The sequence below is a fragment of the Lederbergia sp. B243.17 genome, from assembly GCF_057657925.1.
The window spans coordinates 17,919-37,313 of the sequence record NZ_JBWBKF010000088.1 but is presented as its reverse complement, the minus strand read 5'-3'; the positions used below and the strand labels follow the sequence as shown (position 1 = coordinate 37,313).

Below are 19,395 nucleotides of genomic sequence, written 5' to 3'. Positions count from 1 at the left end.
TCTATCTCATTCTGTAAATAGTTTTTTGTATGGCCCATATCCTTCTTCATCCAGCTTCTCTTTCGGGATAAAACGCAAAGCTGCAGAGTTGATGCAGTACCTGAGCCTTGTCGGACCCGGTCCGTCATCGAACACGTGGCCCAGATGGGAATCGGCTTCCTTGCTTCGCACTTCTGTCCGGACCATGCCATGGCTTTGGTCCATCTTTTCCACGATCTCTTTCTCTTCGATCGGCTTTGTAAAGCTTGGCCAGCCGCAGCCTGCGTCGTATTTATCCTTTGAGCTGAATAACGGCTTGCCGGATACAATATCCACGTAAATCCCTTCGTCCTCCTTATCCCAAAATTCATTGTGGAAAGGAGGCTCCGTGCCGTTATTCTGTGTCACTTCATACTGGATCCGGGTCAGTCTCTGTTTCAAATCTTCTTTAGTCATTGAACATCCTCCCAATGTTTTTTGATAAAGCCGGCTCGGCCTGAACCGATATGGTAGGAGGTATAGCGTTCTGGGTTCTTTTTATAAAAACCCTGATGTTCCGCTTCAGCGGCATAGAACGGATGGGCAGGCTCGATCGCGACCGCAATTGGCTTGGAGAACCGGCCGCTCGCCTCAAGGTCTCGCTTCGATTGCTCGGCCAATTTCCGCTGCTCTTCGGAGTGGTAGAAGATGACCGGCCGATATGAAACGCCGCGGTCATAAAATTGGCCGCCGCTGTCAGTCGGATCGATCTGCTGCCAATAAACGGCGAGAAGCTTTTCATACGGAAAAATCGATGGGTCGTATGTGATTTCCACTGCTTCCGTATGCCCCGTCGTCCCCGAGCAGACCTGCTCATAGGTCGGATTGGCGACCGAACCGCCTGTGTATCCTGACACGACCTTTTCAATCCCGGGCTGCTCATCGAATGGTTTGACCATGCACCAGAAGCAGCCGCCGGCAAAGGTCGCTTTTTCCAGATGGTTGTCCATATATGCCACCGCCTCACAAAATTTATTGTGCCGGAACAAGCATTTTCATTGTAATATGATTATCCGGCAAATTGAATTCTTCTGCTCGGACCTGGATGCCGCCATTTAGTCTCATTTGATTCAAAGCGACATAAACTTGCTTTTCATCAGGCTGAATCGTCACCCACTCCGGCAATTTATACGCGTCGCTAATGAACTTCAAGATATACGAAACAGGCAGCTTGACACCGCCTAGAGCAAGGCTTTTCTGCTTGAGGACCAAATCCCCGTTTTCCAACGCTGTCGGCTCAAACGTCATCTTCAGATGCAGTGCTTCTGAGAAGACCTCCACTTCGCCGAACAATTCAACCTCGTCACCAAGCAAGACTTGATAATGAATCGGCCCATTCAGTCCTTCTTTTTCAATATAATGGTTGATCAGATCTGTCAGATCCTCTTTCTCCGTCTGAATTGTAAAAGCGGAATACTTTCCTTCCGTTCCCTTTACAGCTGCAGGGGGCTTCACCCCTTCAGGCTCAGAGAATACGAGAATGACTAATCCCGCTGCCGCGATGACGAGCACGGCGACCAGCGAGAAAAATGCTATTTTCCACTTGTTTCTCTTCATATTCATATCTCTTCCCTTTTGAACAAATGATTATTCCGCCAGCTCCCGCAAAATTCCTTCTTCCTCCATCCGCATGTAAATCCGGTCTGCAATCAGCTCATAGCCATGCGGATTCGGATGGAAATAATCGGTATACAGCAGGCTTTCCTCATTGCCTTTAAATATATCTGCCACAGGGACAAAGCGTGCATTATCAAACTCGGAAACTACGGTTAGGCTTTCTTCATTCCAGTTGTCCACGATGATGTCCATCTCCTTGATATTGGAAAACCACTTCATGAACGGATTGTAGATGCCGACGAGCATAATCGGCGCCGTTTCATTTTCGCGGCGGATCGTTTCGAAAATATCCTCAAGCCTTTCGCTGTATCCCTTTTCCGCAGCAACAAATTTTTTCAGCTGCAAGCCCATCAAGTTCTCCTTGAATACTTGCATCACGTCGTTGCCGCCAATCGTAATGATGATCAAGTCCGCGTCACGGACAGCGTTTTTCACCTTTTTTTGCTTAAGCCTGGTCAACAGCTGATCTGTCCGATTTCCTTTTACACCGAAATTCTCAAAATCCGCTTTATTGATTCCACGATTTCCTTCCAGCTTCTCCTGCAATCTCGGGATGTACCCTCCTAAGCCTTCCAGTCCGCCTACGCCTTGGGTGAGAGAATCTCCCGCGGCCACCACTTTAATGTCTTTCGGAAAGAATCCGACAGGCGGTTGCTGCTTCATTTCATGCTGGTACTCCCTTGAAGCTGATTGCCTCGCCGGCTCCACAGAAGAGCAGCCGGCAAGAGCGAGAAGCAGGCTGATTAGCAAGAGAATGCTCCTCTTCAATCCTTCTCACCTGCACTCCGTCTCAAAAATTAGTATAGCATGCGATTGTTGTTTGCCTATAATGAAAAGAGCGATCACGAAGATCGCTGCAGACTGCTTTTGACTCTTCCACCCGAAAAAGGAGCGGGCTCCCGCCGCCTATTCGGCGTAGTACATGAACCCGATAGCTCCTGCTCCGGTGTGCGTGCTGATAACAGGCGTCGCCTCAGAAATTTCTACATGCAAAAATCCGGTAAGCTCTTCGATTTTATGCTTGACTGAGGTCGCCAGTTCAAGCGCGTCTGCGTGGGAAATCGCCACTTGCTTAATTGTCTTTCCTTTTACGTCTTCCATAAACTCTTTTATTAAATATTTGATCGCCTGGGTCTGGCTGCGAACCTTTGTGACGGCTGTGAGTTCCCCATGCTCCAGCATGGCGATCGGCTTGATGTTCAGCAATGAGCCGATCATCGCTTTCGCTTTGCCGATCCGGCCCCCTTTGACAAGGTTCTCCAACGTATTAACAACAAGGTAGAGTCTTGTCTCATCCCGTACACGGTTGATCCGTTCAACGATTTCATCCATTGATGCGCCTTTTTCGGCCAATTCGGCCGCTGCTTTTGCCTGGAAGGCCAGCGCACGAGATATATAGAGAGAGTCTATGACTGTTACTTTCGTTTCCGTCATTTCGGATGCACTTCTCGCTGCCTCGGCCGTACCGCTTAACTTTCCTGTCATATGCAAAGACAAAATTTCACTGCCGTCACTGCCGAGCTCATCGTATAGCTTGACGAACTCGCCCACCGCCGGCTGCGAACTTTTCGGAAGCACAGCGGATGCCCCCATCCTTGCCATGAATTGGGCAGGGCTCAATTCAACACGATCCAAAAAGGTTTCTCCGTCAATTGAAATGGATAAAGGAATAACATGTATGTGCAAATCAGTTGCTTCTTTGAGTGATAGATCACATGTAGAGTCGGTAACGACCTTGATTTTACGCATCGGGCCACATCCTTTTTATATTCTTCATCATTATACATGTTTCACGGCTGAATAGATAGAATAATACATGTCGAAATTCGTACGTTAGGAGCGTGATTCCATTGCTTTTTAAACATTTTCCCCGTATGATGAAACAACAGGGAAACGGGGGCAATGATATGGAAACAACCTTTTATATCGATGGTGAAACGTATAACTGGAAAGAGGAATTGGCAAACGCCATTACGCACGGAATCGGATTTTTGCTCAGCATCCCGGCACTTGTCGTACTGATTGTATCTGCGGCGAAGCAAGGGCCGATGGAAGTGGTCAGCTTTACGATTTTCGGCATTACAATGATGCTCCTTTACCTTTTTTCAACGATGCTGCACAGCTTTAAACCTTCCAAAGCAAAAAACCTTTTCGCGATTTTGGACCATTCAGCAATCTACCTGCTCATCGCTGGAACATACACTCCGCTTGTGCTGGTCAGCCTGAAAGGGGCTTTGGGCTGGACGCTGTTCGGAATCATCTGGGGACTTGCTATTGCCGGCATTGCCTTCAAATGCGTGCTGATCAATAAGTTCCGTGTACTGTCCACCATTTTTTACTTGGCCATGGGCTGGCTTGTCATCATTGCCATTAAACCGCTATACACGAGTTTGAGCCCGTCCGGATTCATGCTGCTCTTGACCGGAGGCATCCTTTACTCAGTCGGCGCCATTTTCTACATCTGGCGAAACCTTCCGTACTCCCATGCGATCTGGCATTTGTTTGTTATCGCTGGCAGTGCCTGCATGTATTTCTGTATTTTAATTTATGTCTGACACAAAAGCGGGACTCGTCCGGAGTGGATGAACCCCGCTTTTTTTTTACCTTTCTTTCCTCAACTTATCGTTCCGGAGTTCCGACTCTCCCATTTCTTTCTCGCTTCCGAGTATTAATCGACTATTCTCCCCTCGAGCAAGCTTTTTCGAACCACCCGGACTGAATCTGTAATAGCTAGTCCAAACTATCATAGAACAAGTTTTACTAACTTTATTAGTTTTTTGAAATGCTGAAGACAATGCTTGTTCGCAACTCTAACAATCATGCAGCTATTGAGGAGATGTTTTTTATGATAAAAAGAGAAGAAATATTCACTTATGTAAAAGAAAAATTCGGAACAGAGCCAGACTACCCTTGGTCTAAGCATCAAGAGTATGCGGTATTAAGAAATTATAGGAATGGCAAGTGGTATGGAGTGATAATGAATGTACCGAGAGTCAAACTAGGTTTACCAGGAGAAGGAAATGTTGAAATAATGAACGTAAAGGGAAATCCAGAATTCAACAGTTTATCAAGGGGGCAACAAGGAGTTCTGCCTGCATATCATATGAATAAGGAGCATTGGATTACAATTGTTTTGGATAGTTCTTTTCCCAAAAATGAAATCTACGATTTGATAGATTTCAGTTACAATTTAATAAAATAAAAATTAACATACTTAACGATTCAGCCAGCAGGTTTATTAGCGAGTGCATTTAGTGGGCCTCTGATTATAAGACTTTAAAAGGGTTTTTCCCTCTTTTGTCGAATACTACTATCATCAAAATCAAAAGGTGGAATGTTATGAATTCGATTGCTTCTCCCATTGCCTGTAAAGTTAATAATGTTTTCATCCATGTTAGCAATTTAAGAAAATCAGCCGAATGGTACAGTGACTTGCTTGGTATTCCGATTGACAAAGATACAGTTGAATCTCCCGTTTATAATATCCCTGTCAAAGCTGAAACTGGAATTACTTTAGATGATCACACATTTGATCCAGGCTTTACGTTAAACCCTTCGAATCATGTGTTATTTAATTTTTTCGTCAGCGATATTGATGAAGCCTATCATTTTGTCAAAAACAAAGGAATCAAGGTGGTAAAAGAAATAGAGCGCATTGGCGATTTCGCCTACTTCAACTTTGAGGATCCGGATGGGAATGTATTAATGATCTGCAATTGTTGAATCAGTTGGGCAAAGGCGGAATAATCCAGCCTTTGCCTTTATTCCGCTATTTATTGTCGCTCCATTTTTTGATCGCTGGTCGCCAATGGCTTCGCAGCATGCGACAGTAGGCCGGCAATTGTCACACCAATTAAAACGAAGATCAATGATTTTAATAATGTGACAGATTCGGCGATCGCTCCCAATACAGGAGGGCCTACAAGGAAAGCAAGATAACCAACCGTAGTCACCGCTCCAACCCGGGTAGCGACACCACGCGGATCATCACCTGCGGCAGATAATCCGACAGGAAAGCCATAGGCTGAACCAAATCCCCAAAAGACAATGCCAATTGCTGCTGCATAATAGTTTCCACTAAAAATAACAATCATGAGTCCGATCGCAGCAGAGATCGCCGATGCCCGGAGAATTGCCACTCTTCCAAATCTGTTTAGAAGGAAGTCACCCACTCCCCGGCTAATCGTCATGGTTGCGACAAATAAACCATACATAAAGGATGCTGATGCGGGAGTTTTTTCATACCCATCTACAATCACTAAGGGCAGCCAATCACCTGCCGAACCTTCAGCAAAAGCCATTCCTAAAACAATAAGTCCGATTAAGACGGTCCTTTGCTCCTTCCAAACAGCGAGTCGCTCCTTGGTCGTCATGGGTGGATCATTGGAATCATTATTATTATCCTGCCCTGTTCCCGCAGGTACGAACCGGAAGAGATAGACAATCAAAACAAATACAATCATTGCGACAACGGATAAATGAGTAATCACAGAAAGATGCAGTTTATTAGCAATCGAACCAAGAATCGCCCCAAAAAATGTTCCTAAGCTGTATACTGCATGAAAACTGGTCAGAATCGACTTTTTTATTTTATGCTCGATTGTTGTTCCCTCTACATTCATCGCAACATCACAAATACCGATTCCATAGCCGAAGAAAGCCAGTCCCATAAAAACAATGATTGCCTCGGTCAGCCATGAGCTCCCTACTCCGACAACGATAAGTCCAAGTGAGCTAAATCCTAGCCCTGCCAGCATGATGACGCGCCCTCCCCAGCGAGCAATAAAATGGCTCGCACAAAGGAGACCGATGATGGAGCCAGCAGACAATCCAAAAATAATCCATCCCATTTGCGCGGTTGATATCCCCAATGCATCACGGATATTCGGGGTTTGAGCTACCCATGACGCCATGGCAAAACCGGATAGGCCAAAATAAAAATAGATCGCCAAGCGCCAAAGTTGAATCTGCCTAGATGTAAGTGCATATCCCATTGAAACCAACTCCCTAGTTCACCAGAAGAATAATATTGATAGAACGAAGATTTATCTAAAGACTTACTAAATTTATCATAGTTTGAATATGGTTACAATGAAGTGGTTTGAGGGATTATCACATTACGGTCATAACAAAAAAGTAACCATCCATTAAACGCCTAGCCAGCATTTGGGTTGGTTACTTGTTCAGTGCTTTGTAGTTATTCAAACTTAAATGAATCGTTGAACTGGATCGACTCTTGGACATATTGGCGAATCACCTAACTTATTTCTCGCTTATATTTTCAACTCGTTCCTTAGAAAGCCCTGATAGGCGGATAACGGTTTCAACATCGACCGCTTCTTGTAGCCGTCCGTTTTGCAGTCCTTAGTATTCCTTCTGTAATCCCCTCTTTAATTCCTTCTTGCCGTGCTTCAATTCCCTCCCATTCCTTGAAGATGTCCTCATTAGCGCCTGCTCAAACAGCTGCGCGCCACCGATGACGAAATGCTCCTCGTCGGACTGCTTAGACGGTTTCAAGTCTTTGAGGCTATGGAGGATGTCCACACTTTCAGTAGCGGAAAAATCAGCCTACCTGGTCAAGACTATAAAAACCGTTAATTTGCTTTGTGCGCACCCTTATCAAACTTGGCTGACTCATTATTCTCCTAAGACCTTTAACTTAATTGGTGTGTCATTGATTTGCTTAACACTTCGCCAGGAAGGCCCTCAATTTCACAAATCATCTCAGAAGTAAACCCCAATTTGATTAAAATTTTTCGAGAAGCAATATTGTCCGGGTCAATCACAGCTTTCAGGGTAGTCAGTTGGGCTGATTTCGCCATATGAATGAGTTGTTTTAATTTGGACAGGGTTAACATAATTTACTTATGATCTATTATCTGAATAAGATTACCGCACGTATCGTCGAAGACAGCCAATGTGTTGTCTCCCGCCACTGTCGGCTTCATAGTAAACTTGACACCAAGACTCAATAATCTTTCGTACTCCTTTTGAACATCGGCAACGCCAAACATTGTTGCTGGGATACCTTGCTCAAATAGTTTCTCTTGATAATCTTTGGCGACTGGATTGACATTTGGTTCGAGTATAAGCTCGGTACCGTCCTGGCTGTCAGGAGAAACAAGCGCTATCCATCTAAATTCACCGGCTGGAACGTCATGCTTTTTTAGAAAACCAAGCGTTTCTGAATAAAATTTTAAAGCCTTTTCTTGATTGTCTACAAATAAACTGGTAACGATGATTTTCATATATTTTCCCTCCTAGAATGCCTGTGATGTACACACGGTCGGCATATGGATACGCCTGCTTAAACAGCTTGGCCCCAATGATGACAAATTACTCTCATTGGACTGCTTGTACGGTTTTCCAAAAAATCAGCCTGTCTGGGACAAGGCTGCTGTTTTCCTTCCCATAGCCCTTACTTCAATTCGCCCCTAAATAATGGGTCTTCAATTCGACCTCTTTTAAGGTGTTATCAAAAGATACTTGATAGGCCTTTGCATCCGGCCTTGAACTAATAATTCCCCTTAATTCTTGGTCAATAAAGTGAAGTGCGGCACCATCATCACAGGCAATGCCAGCTTTAATTTTGCCTTCGGCTATGAGTTTCTGGTAGGAAGGTCTTCGGTTTTCTTCTCCATCGTAATGAGGACAGTTGCTGCCTTTTAGGTATCCCAAACCCTTTATTGGTTCGAGCCTGTCTCCGTATGAGTCCGTAACTCCCTCTTCAAACCAGCAAATCGAACCTGCACTTATGCCGGCTAATACGATTCCCTTCTCCCAAGCTTTTTTTAAAATCGTATCCAATCCCCATTCTTTCCATAACACAAGTAGATTTTTTGTATTTCCGCCACCAACATAAATAATATCTTTCTTTAAGATAAAACTCTCCAGATCTCTTGTAGGTGGTTTAAATAGCGATAGATGGGAAGGCTGGCAATTTTCTTTTTCAAAGAAGTGATAAAATCTGGAAATATAATTATCCGAGTCGCCACTTGCAGTTGGAATAAAACAAACTTTTGGACTTGTTTTAGAGGACTGGCTAAGAATATATCGATCTAATAACGGATTTTCGGGTTCCATTGAGAATCCCCCGCCACCCAAGGTAATGATTTGTCTCATTCCATCCATCCTTTCGGAAGTGAAACGCAAGTCGAGCTCCTTGAAAACCGGATTTTATTTTTTCTCATACGTCCTAAAATAATAATCGTACGGGTTCTTCTCGTCCTTGACGCCCTTCGTTTCGGAAACGAGTTCCCACTCGGCACTGTCCCACTCGGGGAACCAAGTGTCTCCGGCAAATTCTTCATCAATGAAAGTTATGTACATCCGGTCGGCATAGGGAAGCGCCTGCTCAAACAGCTGCGCGCCGCCGATGACAAAATGCTCCTCGTCGGATTCCTTATATTGTTCCAGATCTTTGAGACTATGAAGGATGTCCACGCCTTCAGCGGCGGAAAAATCAGTTTGTCTCGTTAAAACTGCTGACTTCCTTCCAGGCAAAGGCCTGCCGATCGATTCGTATGTTTTCCTGCCCATGATGATCGTATGGCCCATCGTCGTCTTTTTAAAAAACTGCAAATCATTCGGGAGGCGCCACGGTAATTCGTTGTCTTTCCCGATGGTCCGGTTCCGGTCGTATGCGACTAACAATGAAATCATCTCGTTCTCTCCTTCCGTCAAACAGCGATTGGCGCCTTAATCGGCGGATGCGGATCGTATCCTTCAACCGAAAGATCTTCCATGCTGATAGAAAAAATAGACTCCAAATCCGGATTGATTTTGAGTATCGGCAGCTTCCTTGGCTCCCGCTTAAGCTGAAGTTTTACCTGATCGACATGATTGGAATAAATATGGGCATCGCCGAGCGTATGAACGAATTCGCCTGGTTCCAGTCCGCATTCAAAGGCGACGAGATGCGTCAGCAAGGCATAGCTTGCGATATTGAACGGAATGCCGAGGAAGATGTCACCGCTTCGCTGGTAGAGCTGGCAGGAGAGCTTTCCATCGGATACGTAAAATTGGTACAGTGTATGGCACGGCGGCAAGGCCATGTTCGGAATATCTTCAACACTCCAGCTTGTGACGATATGGCGCCGTGATTCCGGATTCGTCTTCAAATCATGAATGACATTTTTCAGTTGATCGATCGTCTCACCAGTGGATGTTTTCCATTCACGCCATTGCTTGCCGTAAATATTGCCGAGCTCGCCGTATTTTGCTGCGAATGCTTCATCTTCCAAAATCCTTTTTGTGAACTTTTCCATTTCTACACGGTAAACCGCTTCAAATTCTTTGTCCACGGCAGCTCGCCTGCCGAAATCGGACATGTCCGGGCCTTCATATTCACTGCTCTCAACCCAGTTTTTAAAAGCCCATTCATCCCAAATATGGTTATTATGCTGGAGAAGGAAGCGGATATTTGTATCGCCCCGCATAAACCAGATCAGTTCGCTTGCAATGAGGCGAAAGGAGACGCGTTTCGTCGTTAAGAGCGGAAAGCCTTCGCTGAGATCGAACCGCATCTGGTGACCGAATGTCGAGATGGTTCCGGTTCCCGTTCTGTCTCCTCTCGCTGTTCCTTTTTCCAGTACGTGTTTGCATAAATCCAAATAGGCCTGTTCACTGGCGCTCATTTGCAACATTCCTTTCCTCTCTTAGACACCTAGTTTTTCAAAAAAGCGGTACATGGAAGGCGCATGCTGTGCCAATTCTGTCCGCGTTTCATCAGAATAATAGTAATAGGCAAAGCACTCGGCGAAGAACTCCTCTTCATAATCGAGGAAATAATGATTCTCCCCGAACATCGGCTGGCTTTCCTCTCTCCAAGCTTGGACGATTGCCTCTTCATTCTTCGCATCCGCAAAAAGATAATGCTGAAGGGAATGGGCAAATTCATGCAGCTCGAGATTGACGGAGCCATGGCCATGGCCTTTTTCACTGCTGCCGATTTTCACAAGCACTTGTTTCGTGCCGCCGATTCCGGGTACGTCGTCCCAGACCGTCCCGTTATTATAGCCTCTCGGCGATTCCCCTTTCAAGTGTGCGGCACTTGGCTGATCGGTCAAATTTCCTTTAAACAGGATGACCTTTATCTCTTTTTTTGCTGCCTGGTCCAAAACTGCTTCAGGCACACGGTCGAGCCTGCCGACAATCGAAGCCGCTTCCCCTTCGTCAAAACCGCCTTCAGGCAGCAAGACGATGTCATCTAGAGAACGTGAAGAATGCAAAGGCAGCTCTCTTAGCGGAGTCTCCGACAAGGCGACGCCCTCCACCTTCGCTTTTGATATATTTGTTGCCAAAAAGAAGATGAGCACAATCATCACGGATGATCCTATCCATTTTCGCATCGTATCACTTCTTTCAAGTTACCTGTCTGTAACTCTATTATACCATTTGACATCTTCCTGTAATAGGTGCGTTTTATTGGCATGCTTGGACAAAAAAAATACGCCAGGCGGCGTATTTTTTCAGACAGACATCCACTTTGGCGGCGTATTTTTATCCCAATAGATGGTGCCGAGCATGTAATGGGTCTGGAAGTTGTCATGGTATGTGTGGTAATGAAAATTGAACGTGTAGCCTTCCAGCGGCGGACGATCCCTTCTTACGTGGAAGCGGATCACGTCTTCATTCGTTGCACGGTTGTAAATGTGGAAGATCTTTTCGCTCACGCCTCCGCCCGGCTTTTCAGTAATCGCCAGCTGCGTAAGCTCGTCTTCCGGAAACTGTGCAGCTGTCATTTCAATCGCCGACTCGATATTCGGCAGGATAACCTGGCGGAATTCATCCTCAATAACACCGGCAATCTTCGGGCCGAATTTCATGATCGTCTGGCGCTCTGCTTCTTCCAGCAAAGAAGACACAACATCCTCATCGTCCTCCTGCTGCTCAAGCACCGTACTGACAGATGGTGAGTCAAGCGGCCTTGACGAATCAGGCTGCCCCCTTTGCTCCTTGCCAGTTCCCTGGTCCTGTGCCCAGACGGCGTGTGATGGGGTGACGGTTCCAAACGTAAAGATGGAGACCAATATTATTAGGGATTTTCTTAACCATTTTTTCATAAGAGCCTAGCTTCCTTCCCCGGCATGCGGCTTGATACAGTACAAATTCATGATCGGCAGATCCGCAAACAAAGAATCTGTCCGAATTGTTATTACTATCATCTTACCATGCCGGCAGGATGTTTTCATCAAGAAAATCTCCTCAAAATAGAAAATTCGCAAAACAACTTATCAATCTCCTTCTTTTAGTCTAGGCTTGGAGGATCAATCGGCTTAAGCAATGGAAAAAGAATAAGGATGAGGTATAATACTAGTACGCCCATTCGAAAAGGAGGACGGCAAGATGGAAGAAGTTCTTATGACTATCGGCGCTTTTGTCATTTTAGGTTATTTCGTATATTTGACGATCGCAGACTAAACCAAAAATGGGCCTGCAGAGGCCCGGTAAACATGAAAAGGACGGCTAGGGAGCAATATTACTTTCCTAGCCGTCCTTTTGCTTAGCAGTATGTTTCGAACGCCTTGCTGAGATTTTCTACGATTTCCTCGACCTCGTGGTCCTCGATTTCATCCCGCGGGATGAAGTGGACAACCTTGTTGCCGTCTAGAAGCGCCATAGAAGGCGAGGACGGTTCGTAACCCTCAAAATACTCGCGCATTCTCTCTGTCGCTTCCCTATCCTGGCCTGCAAACACGGTGACGAGCCGGTCCGGTTTCTTCGCGGCATCTTCAACAGCCGTGATGGCTGCCGGCCGGGCCAATCCTGCGGCACAGCCACAGACGGAGTTCACGACGACGAGCGTTTTACCCTCCGCCTTTTCCATGAAGCCCTCCACTTCCTCCGCTGTTGTCAGTTCTGCAAACCCTGATGACGTCAGTTCTTCACGCATCGGTTTTACAATTTGTTTCATGTATTCCTCATATGCCATTGACATGCCGATTCCTCCTGATCATTGCTGGATATTTTTTTGTCTTGCCTCGGTCATCTGCTTCCAGACGGAACCCTTTGCTTTCTCTCCGCCTTCGATCCGTTCAATTGCCATCTTTATCTGCAGCTGCACTTCGAATTCAGGATCATTCTCGGCCGCCTTAAGGGCAGGCAGGACGCGCTCGTCCCCTGCTTCATAGAGGAACATCGCCGCACGCCAGCGGACGATTTTACTCTTGTCCTGAAGGGCTTTGGCCATCTCGTCCATCGCCGCCGGGAATCCGAGGTCCGACAAGCAGTCCCCGGCCGTCCGTCTTACTGTGACGGTCTTGTCATGCAGCCCTTCATAAAGATATGGAAGAACCCGTTCATCTTCGATCATGCCGAGATAGACGACTGCCAGGCGGCGGATCGATGATTTATCATCGCGGAGCGCCTTTTCCAGTACCGGCAGGTCTTCAAGCGTCGGCTCCTCCATCCGCTCAAGCAGCTGATACCGTTTCCTCCAATCCGGATCATCAAGCATTTCCGGAGTGAGCTTTAGCATTTGCTTCGCCTGTTTTGCGGCCGCCCGTTCGGGATGAAGTGCCTTTTCCACAAGCTGTGCAAGGCGCTCTTCCGGGTAAGCGGCGCTTAATTCCTCGACGATGTCCTTTCCGAGCCCTTCAAGCTCCCCATAGCGGACACCGAGATCTTTCCATTTCCGTTCAAGCACATAGTTATCGTCCTTCTGCTGTGCTTTCTGCATCGCTTGCAGAAAGCGTTCCGGGAGGCCGAACCTTTTCTCTTCCATGCCAGAATTCAGCTTGACTTGGAGCGGTATGTCTTTGAACATTTGGACATGAACCTCTACTTCGCCAAAATGTTCATTTCCCTGAACGGCCTTTTCCGCAGCCTCTGCCGGGGTTTCGCCAAATGCCGCCCGAACTTCAGGCAGGATTTCCTCCCATGTAAACTTGCCGTTCCTCTCAACCGCAAGGAAATCGGCAACATGGTAGACGCCTTTCACCCCTTCGATCTCCAAAATCGTTTGGATCACAGGGGGAGCACCGGCCGCCTGGTCCTTTTTATAATTATTGCTTTTGCCGGCTGCCAGCTCTTCGTCAAGGATCACTTTCATCGTATTCGGACTTGGAGTCGGCTCAATTGTTTTGATTTTCAACTATACCCCCGCCTTTCTCGCATCATTCCATTTATCCCGTATTATAACATAGGCCGCTTTTCCCCTCTATCGATGGGGACCTTAATCGGCATACTCGGATAAATACGTCCATCTTTCAATCAGCTTTTCCAGTTCTTCATTTGCCGCTTCAATTTTTACAGTCAGTTCCTGGGCTTTTTCAAAATCAGAGCCGACTGCTTCCAGTTCTTCAGTCCATCTGGCAAGATCGCTTTCCGCCGTCTCGATCTTTCCTTCAATCTCATCCCATTCCTTCTGTTCGGAGAAGGTTAGTTTCTTCTTTTTCTTTTCCGGTTCCGGCTTTTTTTCCGCCTTTGGAGCCGGCTTCGGAGCAACGGCTGCTGCCTTTTCCGCCTGGACAGTTTCCAAATACTCAGAGTATTGACCCAAATAACGGCTGATATGCCCTTCTCCTTCAAAGATGAGCAATTCGTTTGCAGTCTTATCGAGGAAATATCGGTCATGGGATACTGAAATAACGACACCCTTGAACTCCTCAATATAATTTTCCAGCACGGTCAGTGTCGCAGTATCCAGATCGTTTGTAGGCTCATCCATCAACAATACGTTCGGTTTTTGCATAAGCAGCTTCAGCAAATACAACCGGCGTTTTTCTCCGCCGGAAAGCTTTGAAATAAGCGTACCGTGGGAGTTAGGCGGGAAAAGGAAACGCTCCAGCATCTGCGCGGCTGAAATGACTTCCCCGGTATTGGTTTCAATCGCTTCCCCCACTTCACGCAAGTACGCGATCATCCTCTTGTTCTCATCCATGCCTTCGTTTTCCTGCGTATAGTAGGCAATGGAGACCGTCTGGCCTTTGATCAACTCTCCGGAGTCGAGCTCAAGCCGCCCCGCCAATATGTTCAGCAATGTTGACTTTCCGCTCCCGTTTTTTCCGGCGATGCCGATTCTTGCTCCCGGTTTGACAAGCAGGGAAAAGTCATTTAAGAGGATCCTGTCCTCGAACCGCTTGGAAGCGTGTTTCAGTTCAAACACTTGTTTACCAAGGCGGCTCGTACCGGTTGAAATGTCAACCTGCTCCTTTGATGGAACCTTGCCAAGCTCACCTTGGAGCGTGTCAAATCGCTGGATTCTCGCCTTCTGTTTTGTTGACCGGGCTTTTGCGCCTCTTCTCATCCATGCGAGCTCCCTGCGATAGAGGTTCCGCCGTTTCGCTTCTGCCGATTGTTCCTCTTCTTCCCGGATCGCTTTCGCCTCGATGAAATCCTGGTAGTTCCCGCTATAGGAATAGAGTTTTCCATGATCGAGCTCGAAAATCCGCGTCGCGACCTGGTCGAGGAAATAGCGGTCATGGGTGACGACGACAACTGATTTCGGGTATTTTCCTAGGTACTCCCCAAGCCAGGCAATGCTTTCAAAGTCAAGATGGTTCGTCGGCTCATCAAGAATGAGCAGATCGGGTGTTTCGACGAGTACCTGCGCAAGTGCCACCCGTTTTTTCTGTCCGCCGGACAACGTATCGACGATTGCATGCGTATCCGAAAGCCCGAGTTTGGATAAAATCGTTTCTGCGTTCGTATATACTTCCCATGCGTTCTCCGCGTCCATCTTTTTCTGCAACTCAAACAAACTATCCTGCAGGGATGCATTTTCCGGGTGTGCCTGCAATTCAGCGACAGTCTTTTCGTATTCCTGCATCAGTTTCACAGCTGCGGCATTGCCCCGGAATACTTGCTCAATCAGCGTCAGGCCCGATACCATTTCCGGATCTTGCGGAAGGTATCCGATCCGGTAGTCCCGCGGGGAGACGAACTGCCCTGCATCCGGTTCATCCCATCCTGCCATCAATTTAAGCAAGCTCGACTTTCCTGTTCCATTCACGCCGATAATGCCGATCCGCTCGTTTTCACCGATATGAAAATCAATCTCCTGGAATAATTGTTTCGTTCCGTACGATTTTGTAATGCTTTCTGCTGAAAATATATTCATCGTGAACCATCCATTCTTCCATTCTATCAGGGTCCGTTACTTCCGCACGCACCCTCTCTTGTTGTTACTATAACATATGTCAATGCCCGATACTTTTCATGCCGCATAAAAAAAGAACCAGATATTGCTTATCCTGGCTCCTTCTCCGTTTCGGCCTGTATGCCGGCCTCTTCCGAGACGATTGATTCATTTTTCTCCTGGAGCCGTTTCAGCTCTTCCATTCTCTGGGGGCTCTCCTCGAAAAACTGGACAAGATCGCCGATCCTGTCAATCGAATTCCAGCTGAGATGATGTTCGATTCCTTCAACATCCTCATAAATGTTCTCTTCCTTGACACCGATGATGGCAAGGAATTTTTCCAGCAAATCGTGGCGCTCCACAAGCCGCTTGCCGATTTTATGCCCCTTTTTCGTCAGGACAAGGCCTCGATATTTCTCATAATCCAGATACCGGTCCCGGTCAAGCTTCTGAACCATTTTTGTAACGGATGACGGATGCACCGCCAGGTTTTCTGCTATATCTGAAACACGGGCGTACCCTTTTTGATCGATCAGCAGGTAAATCTGTTCAATATAATCTTCCATGCTTGGAGTAGGCATAGACCTTCCCTCCCTTGCTATCCATTACAAAAAATTTTACTATACACTGGTCTTTTTAACAAGTTGGTTACTTGTCAGAAAGATATAAATAAACTGAAAGTAAGCGTTATCTACCTAAATATTCCCTTGACTGCATGAAAATTCTGCGGTATAGTGGATTCATCATTAGATGAAATGCTCATGCATTTCCCGAATGATACATTTTTACATGGCAGATGCTGCCGAAGATTTAGGAGGAATAAGAAATATGCAAAACGGTAAAGTAAAATGGTTCAACAATGAAAAAGGCTATGGATTTATCGAAGTAGAAAACGGTGAAGACGTATTCGTTCATTTTTCAGCCATTCAAGGCGAAGGCTTCAAAACGCTTGAAGAAGGCGAAGAAGTCACTTTCGAAATCGTCGAAGGCAACCGCGGCCCGCAAGCTGCCAATGTCTCTAAACAATCCTCACTATAAAAAATGTCAAGGCTGGCTCTCAGAGTCAGCCTTTTTTCATTTCAATTTGTCGCCGAGATGTTTTATCTTCTCCCCAACCGTACACTGGTTCAGGCAAAATTGATGTGCCGTTTTTCTTCCATGTTCAGCCCTCATGTAGCTTTTCAGCAGGCAATCCGTACAATACGTGTCCATAATGCTGTCTAATTCCTTTACGACCTCTGTCCGTCTCATCCGCCGCTTATCCTTGTCCATCCCTGTTGATTGTGCTCAGGATGGTTGTCCCCGCCAGTGCCTGCCCGGCGAGCTTGTCGGCTTCTTTATTACTGTTTCGGCCGATCGCTTCAAATGACGGCTTGATTCCGAGCTCTCCAATTTTCGCTTCAATCCTGTCGAGCCATGCGATCAAGTTTTTCTCATAGCACGGCCATTCTCCCGCAAGCTGTTTCAGCACACCCTGTGCGTCTCCTTTAATCGTGCATGGGACGTGCCGAATGCCTAGCTCTTCCGCGACGGCGAGCGCATTGTAAAGGGCCGCATATTCTGCTTCATTATTCGATTCCATTCCTTCGATTTTCATGTTGGCGCGCGTTCTGTATTCTTCCTTGCCAAGGCGGTAATAAATAGCGATGCCCAGTCCTGCATCACCCGCCGCTTTATCGAAGCTTGCATCAAAGTATATCGTCGGATCCGACGGCATTTCCGCCGCCTTTTTCTTCAGTTTCTCGTATTCCTTCAGCGTCCATTCCTGGCCGAGCTCATCCTGTATTGAAAGATTTGCGAGTCTTCCTGACTTTTCTAAATCACGGATGATGCCGTCTGCTGCCTCTTCCGATAGCCACTCAGACTCGAACGCAACCTTTGCCGTTTTTGGTCCTTTATATTGAACAAGCAATTTTACATTCATTCTTCATTCCCCCTCAACCTTTGAACTTTCGCAATCCAGCCTATATAATTTACTCGATATGAACATGGAACATCCGGTACAGCAATGATTTTTTTAGGCATAATGAAAAATAGCTGCCGGTCAGGAAAGGATGCGACGCCAATGATCGAAGTATATATAGACGGAGCAAGCGCCGGAGATCCGGGCCCAAGCGGTGCCGGCATTTTCATCAAGCATGATGGTGATGCCTTATATTATTCCATTCCACTTGGTACATTAAACAATCACGAGGCCGAATTTACCGCCCTGATCAAAAGCCTAGAAATCTGTCTTGAAAAAGGCTTTTCCGTCATTTCCATCCGCTCCGATTCCACCGCAGTCGTAGACGCTATGGAAAGAGGATATGCAAAGGGAGTCAAATACAGACCGTTGCTGGAGCGTGCGTTGGCACTTTCTGAGCAGTTCGCCTTGTTCTTCATCAAATGGATTCCATCAAAGCAAAATAAAAAGGCGGATGAACTCGCGCGTGAGGGCATCAGGAAAAACTGAAAGGGCGGCCTGTCATACAGGTCCGCCCTTTAGTATTCCTTGCTCTGTCAAAAACTCCGCTGCTTCGCGTCTTGTCTTAATATTCTGCTCTACCAATGATTCCAGCAGTGCCAGATAAAAGCTGCCGTCAAACCGCTTCTGTGTTTTAATCGTCCATTCGATCGCCAGTGAGACGATAAAATCAGAAGCGCCCGTCGACTGCTTGCCAAAATAGATAAAGGAGATCGCATCATCCTTGAATTTAAACCCTTTCGCATCAAGCGACAAAAGGTATTCCTCTAGGCGGAAAGGCCGCCTATCCCTATCCGGTTTGTTTTTCATGCGCGGCTTCCGAACACTTCGTCCGCTGCCGGCTTGTATTTCACGAGGTGATTCCGAACTGTTTTCAGTTCATGCTCCATGACATGCTCGTAAGCAGACTCCGGCACCTCTCCCCACTCGCAAGGATCAATGGCGAATGGAAGCGGGACATCGCATTCAATGGCGGCAAGTTTAAGAGAAAGGTGGAGCATCTCCATATCTTCTGCAATTTTCTTCTGCTGAGCGGGCTTCAGTTCCTCGATATGCTCAAGGACACCGGCAACATTCCCGTATTGCTGGATCAGCTTCAAGGCTGTTTTTTCACCAATTCCTTTTACGCCAGGATATCCATCGCTCGGATCACCCATCAGTGCTTTCACATCAACTAGCTGTTTTGGGCGGATGCCGTATTCTTCCGTGAAGCTTTCCACTGTATAACGGCGGTAATTGCCCATTCCTTTTTGCAGCAATAGAATTTCAATATGGTCATCAAGGATTTGCAGCAGATCCCGGTCGCCGGTGACGACCGTTACTTTGCCGCAGCCGGTCATCTTTTTGCAGATCGTTCCGATGCAGTCATCGGCTTCGAACCCGGCGACACCGATATTCGGAATGCCAAACGCTGTTGTCGCTTCCTTTGCGAGGTCGAATTGCGGCTGCATTTCCACAGGCGGTGCCTGGCGGTTCGCCTTATAGTCTGAATACATCTCGTTGCGGAACGTCACGCTTCCCATATCCCAGCTGACTGCGACATGGGTCGGCTCCACCGTTTCCACCGCCGTCAGCAAGTGGCGCAAGTAGCCTTGGACCGCATTGGTCGGTATTCCTTTTCCGTTGATCATAAAATGGCGGTTGACCGCAGTCGCAAAAAAAGCCCGGAACAACAGGGCCATGCCGTCAATTAACAGCAAATGCTGATTCTTCATTC

The 19,395-nt window shown here is 46.8% G+C and carries 26 protein-coding genes and 1 pseudogene; 5 read left to right on the top strand and 22 right to left on the bottom strand.

All coding sequences use genetic code 11. The features are described from left to right. Positions 1–6: 6 nt before the first annotated feature. The 5 genes from msrB to AC0TWI_RS18455 form a co-directional block, all read right to left on the bottom strand. Entirely contained in the window at positions 7–435 is a 429-nt protein-coding gene (gene msrB / locus AC0TWI_RS18475; RefSeq protein WP_488127809.1) for a peptide-methionine (R)-S-oxide reductase MsrB, read from the bottom strand. Beyond that, a complete protein-coding gene (msrA, locus tag AC0TWI_RS18470) occupies positions 432–968 on the bottom strand; it encodes a peptide-methionine (S)-S-oxide reductase MsrA (RefSeq protein ID WP_488127808.1) in 537 nt (178 codons plus the stop codon). The genes msrB and msrA overlap by 4 nt, the downstream gene beginning before the upstream one ends. A 22-nt stretch (positions 969–990) precedes the next feature. Next, positions 991–1,575 carry a YpmS family protein gene (locus AC0TWI_RS18465; RefSeq protein WP_488127807.1) on the bottom strand — a complete coding sequence of 195 codons (585 nt, stop codon included), beginning with the start codon at positions 1,573–1,575 and terminating at the stop codon, positions 991–993. Positions 1,576–1,605: 30 nt separating this feature from the next. Further along, a complete protein-coding gene (locus AC0TWI_RS18460) occupies positions 1,606–2,403 on the bottom strand; it encodes an SGNH/GDSL hydrolase family protein (protein ID WP_488127806.1) in 798 nt (265 codons plus the stop codon). A gap of 138 nt (positions 2,404–2,541) precedes the next feature. After that, positions 2,542–3,384 (bottom strand): DegV family protein, encoded by an 843-nt coding sequence (locus AC0TWI_RS18455; RefSeq protein ID WP_488127805.1) that lies wholly within the window; start codon positions 3,382–3,384, stop codon positions 2,542–2,544. 176 nt (positions 3,385–3,560) lie between these two features. On the opposite strand from AC0TWI_RS18455, the gene trhA reads away from it, so the two are divergent. The 3 genes from trhA to AC0TWI_RS18440 all read left to right on the top strand — a co-directional run bounded on the left by trhA (position 3,561) and on the right by AC0TWI_RS18440 (position 5,358). Beyond that, on the top strand, positions 3,561–4,190 hold the full coding sequence (gene trhA / locus AC0TWI_RS18450) for a PAQR family membrane homeostasis protein TrhA (protein WP_488127837.1): 630 nt from the start codon (positions 3,561–3,563) through the stop codon (positions 4,188–4,190). A gap of 290 nt (positions 4,191–4,480) precedes the next feature. Further along, positions 4,481–4,837: an MmcQ/YjbR family DNA-binding protein gene (locus AC0TWI_RS18445; RefSeq protein WP_488127804.1), complete on the top strand. Its 357-nt coding sequence runs from the start codon at positions 4,481–4,483 to the stop codon at positions 4,835–4,837. 137 nt (positions 4,838–4,974) lie between these two features. Further along, positions 4,975–5,358, top strand: a complete 384-nt coding sequence (locus AC0TWI_RS18440; RefSeq protein WP_488127803.1) for a VOC family protein — start codon at positions 4,975–4,977, stop codon at positions 5,356–5,358. Between the two features lie 50 nt (positions 5,359–5,408). On the opposite strand, the gene AC0TWI_RS18435 is transcribed toward AC0TWI_RS18440, so the two are convergent. From AC0TWI_RS18435 to mntR, 13 genes and pseudogenes are all read right to left on the bottom strand, one after another. Further along, positions 5,409–6,629, bottom strand: coding sequence for an MFS transporter (locus tag AC0TWI_RS18435; protein WP_488127802.1), 1,221 nt, complete (start codon positions 6,627–6,629; stop codon positions 5,409–5,411). A 660-nt stretch (positions 6,630–7,289) separates the two neighbouring features. After that, positions 7,290–7,472, bottom strand: a pseudogene (locus AC0TWI_RS18430) (GNAT family N-acetyltransferase); the annotation flags it as partial. A 24-nt stretch (positions 7,473–7,496) separates the two neighbouring features. Next, complete coding sequence (locus tag AC0TWI_RS18425) at positions 7,497–7,883, bottom strand: VOC family protein (protein ID WP_488127801.1); 387 nt, start codon at positions 7,881–7,883, stop codon at positions 7,497–7,499. A 175-nt stretch (positions 7,884–8,058) separates the two neighbouring features. Beyond that, on the bottom strand, positions 8,059–8,757 hold the full coding sequence (locus AC0TWI_RS18420) for a Type 1 glutamine amidotransferase-like domain-containing protein (protein WP_488127800.1): 699 nt from the start codon (positions 8,755–8,757) through the stop codon (positions 8,059–8,061). A 54-nt stretch (positions 8,758–8,811) separates the two neighbouring features. Further along, on the bottom strand, positions 8,812–9,297 hold the full coding sequence (locus AC0TWI_RS18415) for a dihydrofolate reductase (RefSeq protein ID WP_488127799.1): 486 nt from the start codon (positions 9,295–9,297) through the stop codon (positions 8,812–8,814). Between the two features lie 17 nt (positions 9,298–9,314). Beyond that, entirely contained in the window at positions 9,315–10,271 is a 957-nt protein-coding gene (locus AC0TWI_RS18410) for a thymidylate synthase (protein WP_488127836.1), read from the bottom strand. Positions 10,272–10,292: 21 nt separating this feature from the next. Then, positions 10,293–10,985, bottom strand: a complete 693-nt coding sequence (locus AC0TWI_RS18405; protein WP_488127798.1) for an anthrax toxin lethal factor-related metalloendopeptidase — start codon at positions 10,983–10,985, stop codon at positions 10,293–10,295. Between the two features lie 120 nt (positions 10,986–11,105). Continuing rightward, on the bottom strand, positions 11,106–11,699 hold the full coding sequence (locus tag AC0TWI_RS18400; RefSeq protein ID WP_488127797.1) for a YpjP family protein: 594 nt from the start codon (positions 11,697–11,699) through the stop codon (positions 11,106–11,108). A gap of 6 nt (positions 11,700–11,705) precedes the next feature. After that, complete coding sequence (locus tag AC0TWI_RS18395; RefSeq protein WP_488127796.1) at positions 11,706–11,828, bottom strand: hypothetical protein; 123 nt, start codon at positions 11,826–11,828, stop codon at positions 11,706–11,708. A gap of 311 nt (positions 11,829–12,139) precedes the next feature. Continuing rightward, entirely contained in the window at positions 12,140–12,574 is a 435-nt protein-coding gene (locus AC0TWI_RS18390; protein ID WP_488127795.1) for a BrxA/BrxB family bacilliredoxin, read from the bottom strand. A 15-nt stretch (positions 12,575–12,589) separates the two neighbouring features. Then, positions 12,590–13,729 (bottom strand): conserved virulence factor C family protein, encoded by a 1,140-nt coding sequence (locus AC0TWI_RS18385; RefSeq protein ID WP_488127794.1) that lies wholly within the window; start codon positions 13,727–13,729, stop codon positions 12,590–12,592. A gap of 81 nt (positions 13,730–13,810) precedes the next feature. Beyond that, a complete protein-coding gene (locus AC0TWI_RS18380) occupies positions 13,811–15,697 on the bottom strand; it encodes an ABC-F family ATP-binding cassette domain-containing protein (protein ID WP_488127793.1) in 1,887 nt (628 codons plus the stop codon). A 128-nt stretch (positions 15,698–15,825) separates the two neighbouring features. Next, positions 15,826–16,296 (bottom strand): transcriptional regulator MntR, encoded by a 471-nt coding sequence (mntR, locus tag AC0TWI_RS18375; RefSeq protein WP_488127792.1) that lies wholly within the window; start codon positions 16,294–16,296, stop codon positions 15,826–15,828. 247 nt (positions 16,297–16,543) lie between these two features. Between mntR and cspD the strand changes: the two genes are divergently transcribed. After that, on the top strand, positions 16,544–16,753 hold the full coding sequence (cspD, locus tag AC0TWI_RS18370; RefSeq protein ID WP_488127791.1) for a cold-shock protein CspD: 210 nt from the start codon (positions 16,544–16,546) through the stop codon (positions 16,751–16,753). A 36-nt stretch (positions 16,754–16,789) separates the two neighbouring features. Here the strand turns inward: cspD and AC0TWI_RS18365 are convergent, their stop codons facing one another. Then, complete coding sequence (locus tag AC0TWI_RS18365; protein WP_488127790.1) at positions 16,790–16,966, bottom strand: zinc-finger domain-containing protein; 177 nt, start codon at positions 16,964–16,966, stop codon at positions 16,790–16,792. 7 nt (positions 16,967–16,973) lie between these two features. Continuing rightward, positions 16,974–17,639 carry a reverse transcriptase-like protein gene (locus tag AC0TWI_RS18360; RefSeq protein ID WP_488127789.1) on the bottom strand — a complete coding sequence of 222 codons (666 nt, stop codon included), beginning with the start codon at positions 17,637–17,639 and terminating at the stop codon, positions 16,974–16,976. Positions 17,640–17,780: 141 nt separating this feature from the next. Between AC0TWI_RS18360 and AC0TWI_RS18355 the strand changes: the two genes are divergently transcribed. Beyond that, positions 17,781–18,167, top strand: a complete 387-nt coding sequence (locus AC0TWI_RS18355) for a reverse transcriptase-like protein (protein WP_488127788.1) — start codon at positions 17,781–17,783, stop codon at positions 18,165–18,167. A 12-nt stretch (positions 18,168–18,179) separates the two neighbouring features. Here the strand turns inward: AC0TWI_RS18355 and AC0TWI_RS18350 are convergent, their stop codons facing one another. Next, positions 18,180–18,488, bottom strand: coding sequence for a DUF6123 family protein (locus tag AC0TWI_RS18350; RefSeq protein ID WP_488127787.1), 309 nt, complete (start codon positions 18,486–18,488; stop codon positions 18,180–18,182). Beyond that, the gene (locus tag AC0TWI_RS18345; RefSeq protein ID WP_488127786.1) at positions 18,485–19,393 is read right to left on the bottom strand and encodes a 5'-3' exonuclease; all 909 of its coding nucleotides are present in this window, start codon (positions 19,391–19,393) and stop codon (positions 18,485–18,487) included. Before AC0TWI_RS18345 ends, AC0TWI_RS18350 begins: the two co-directional genes overlap by 4 nt. Positions 19,394–19,395 lie beyond the last annotated feature (2 nt).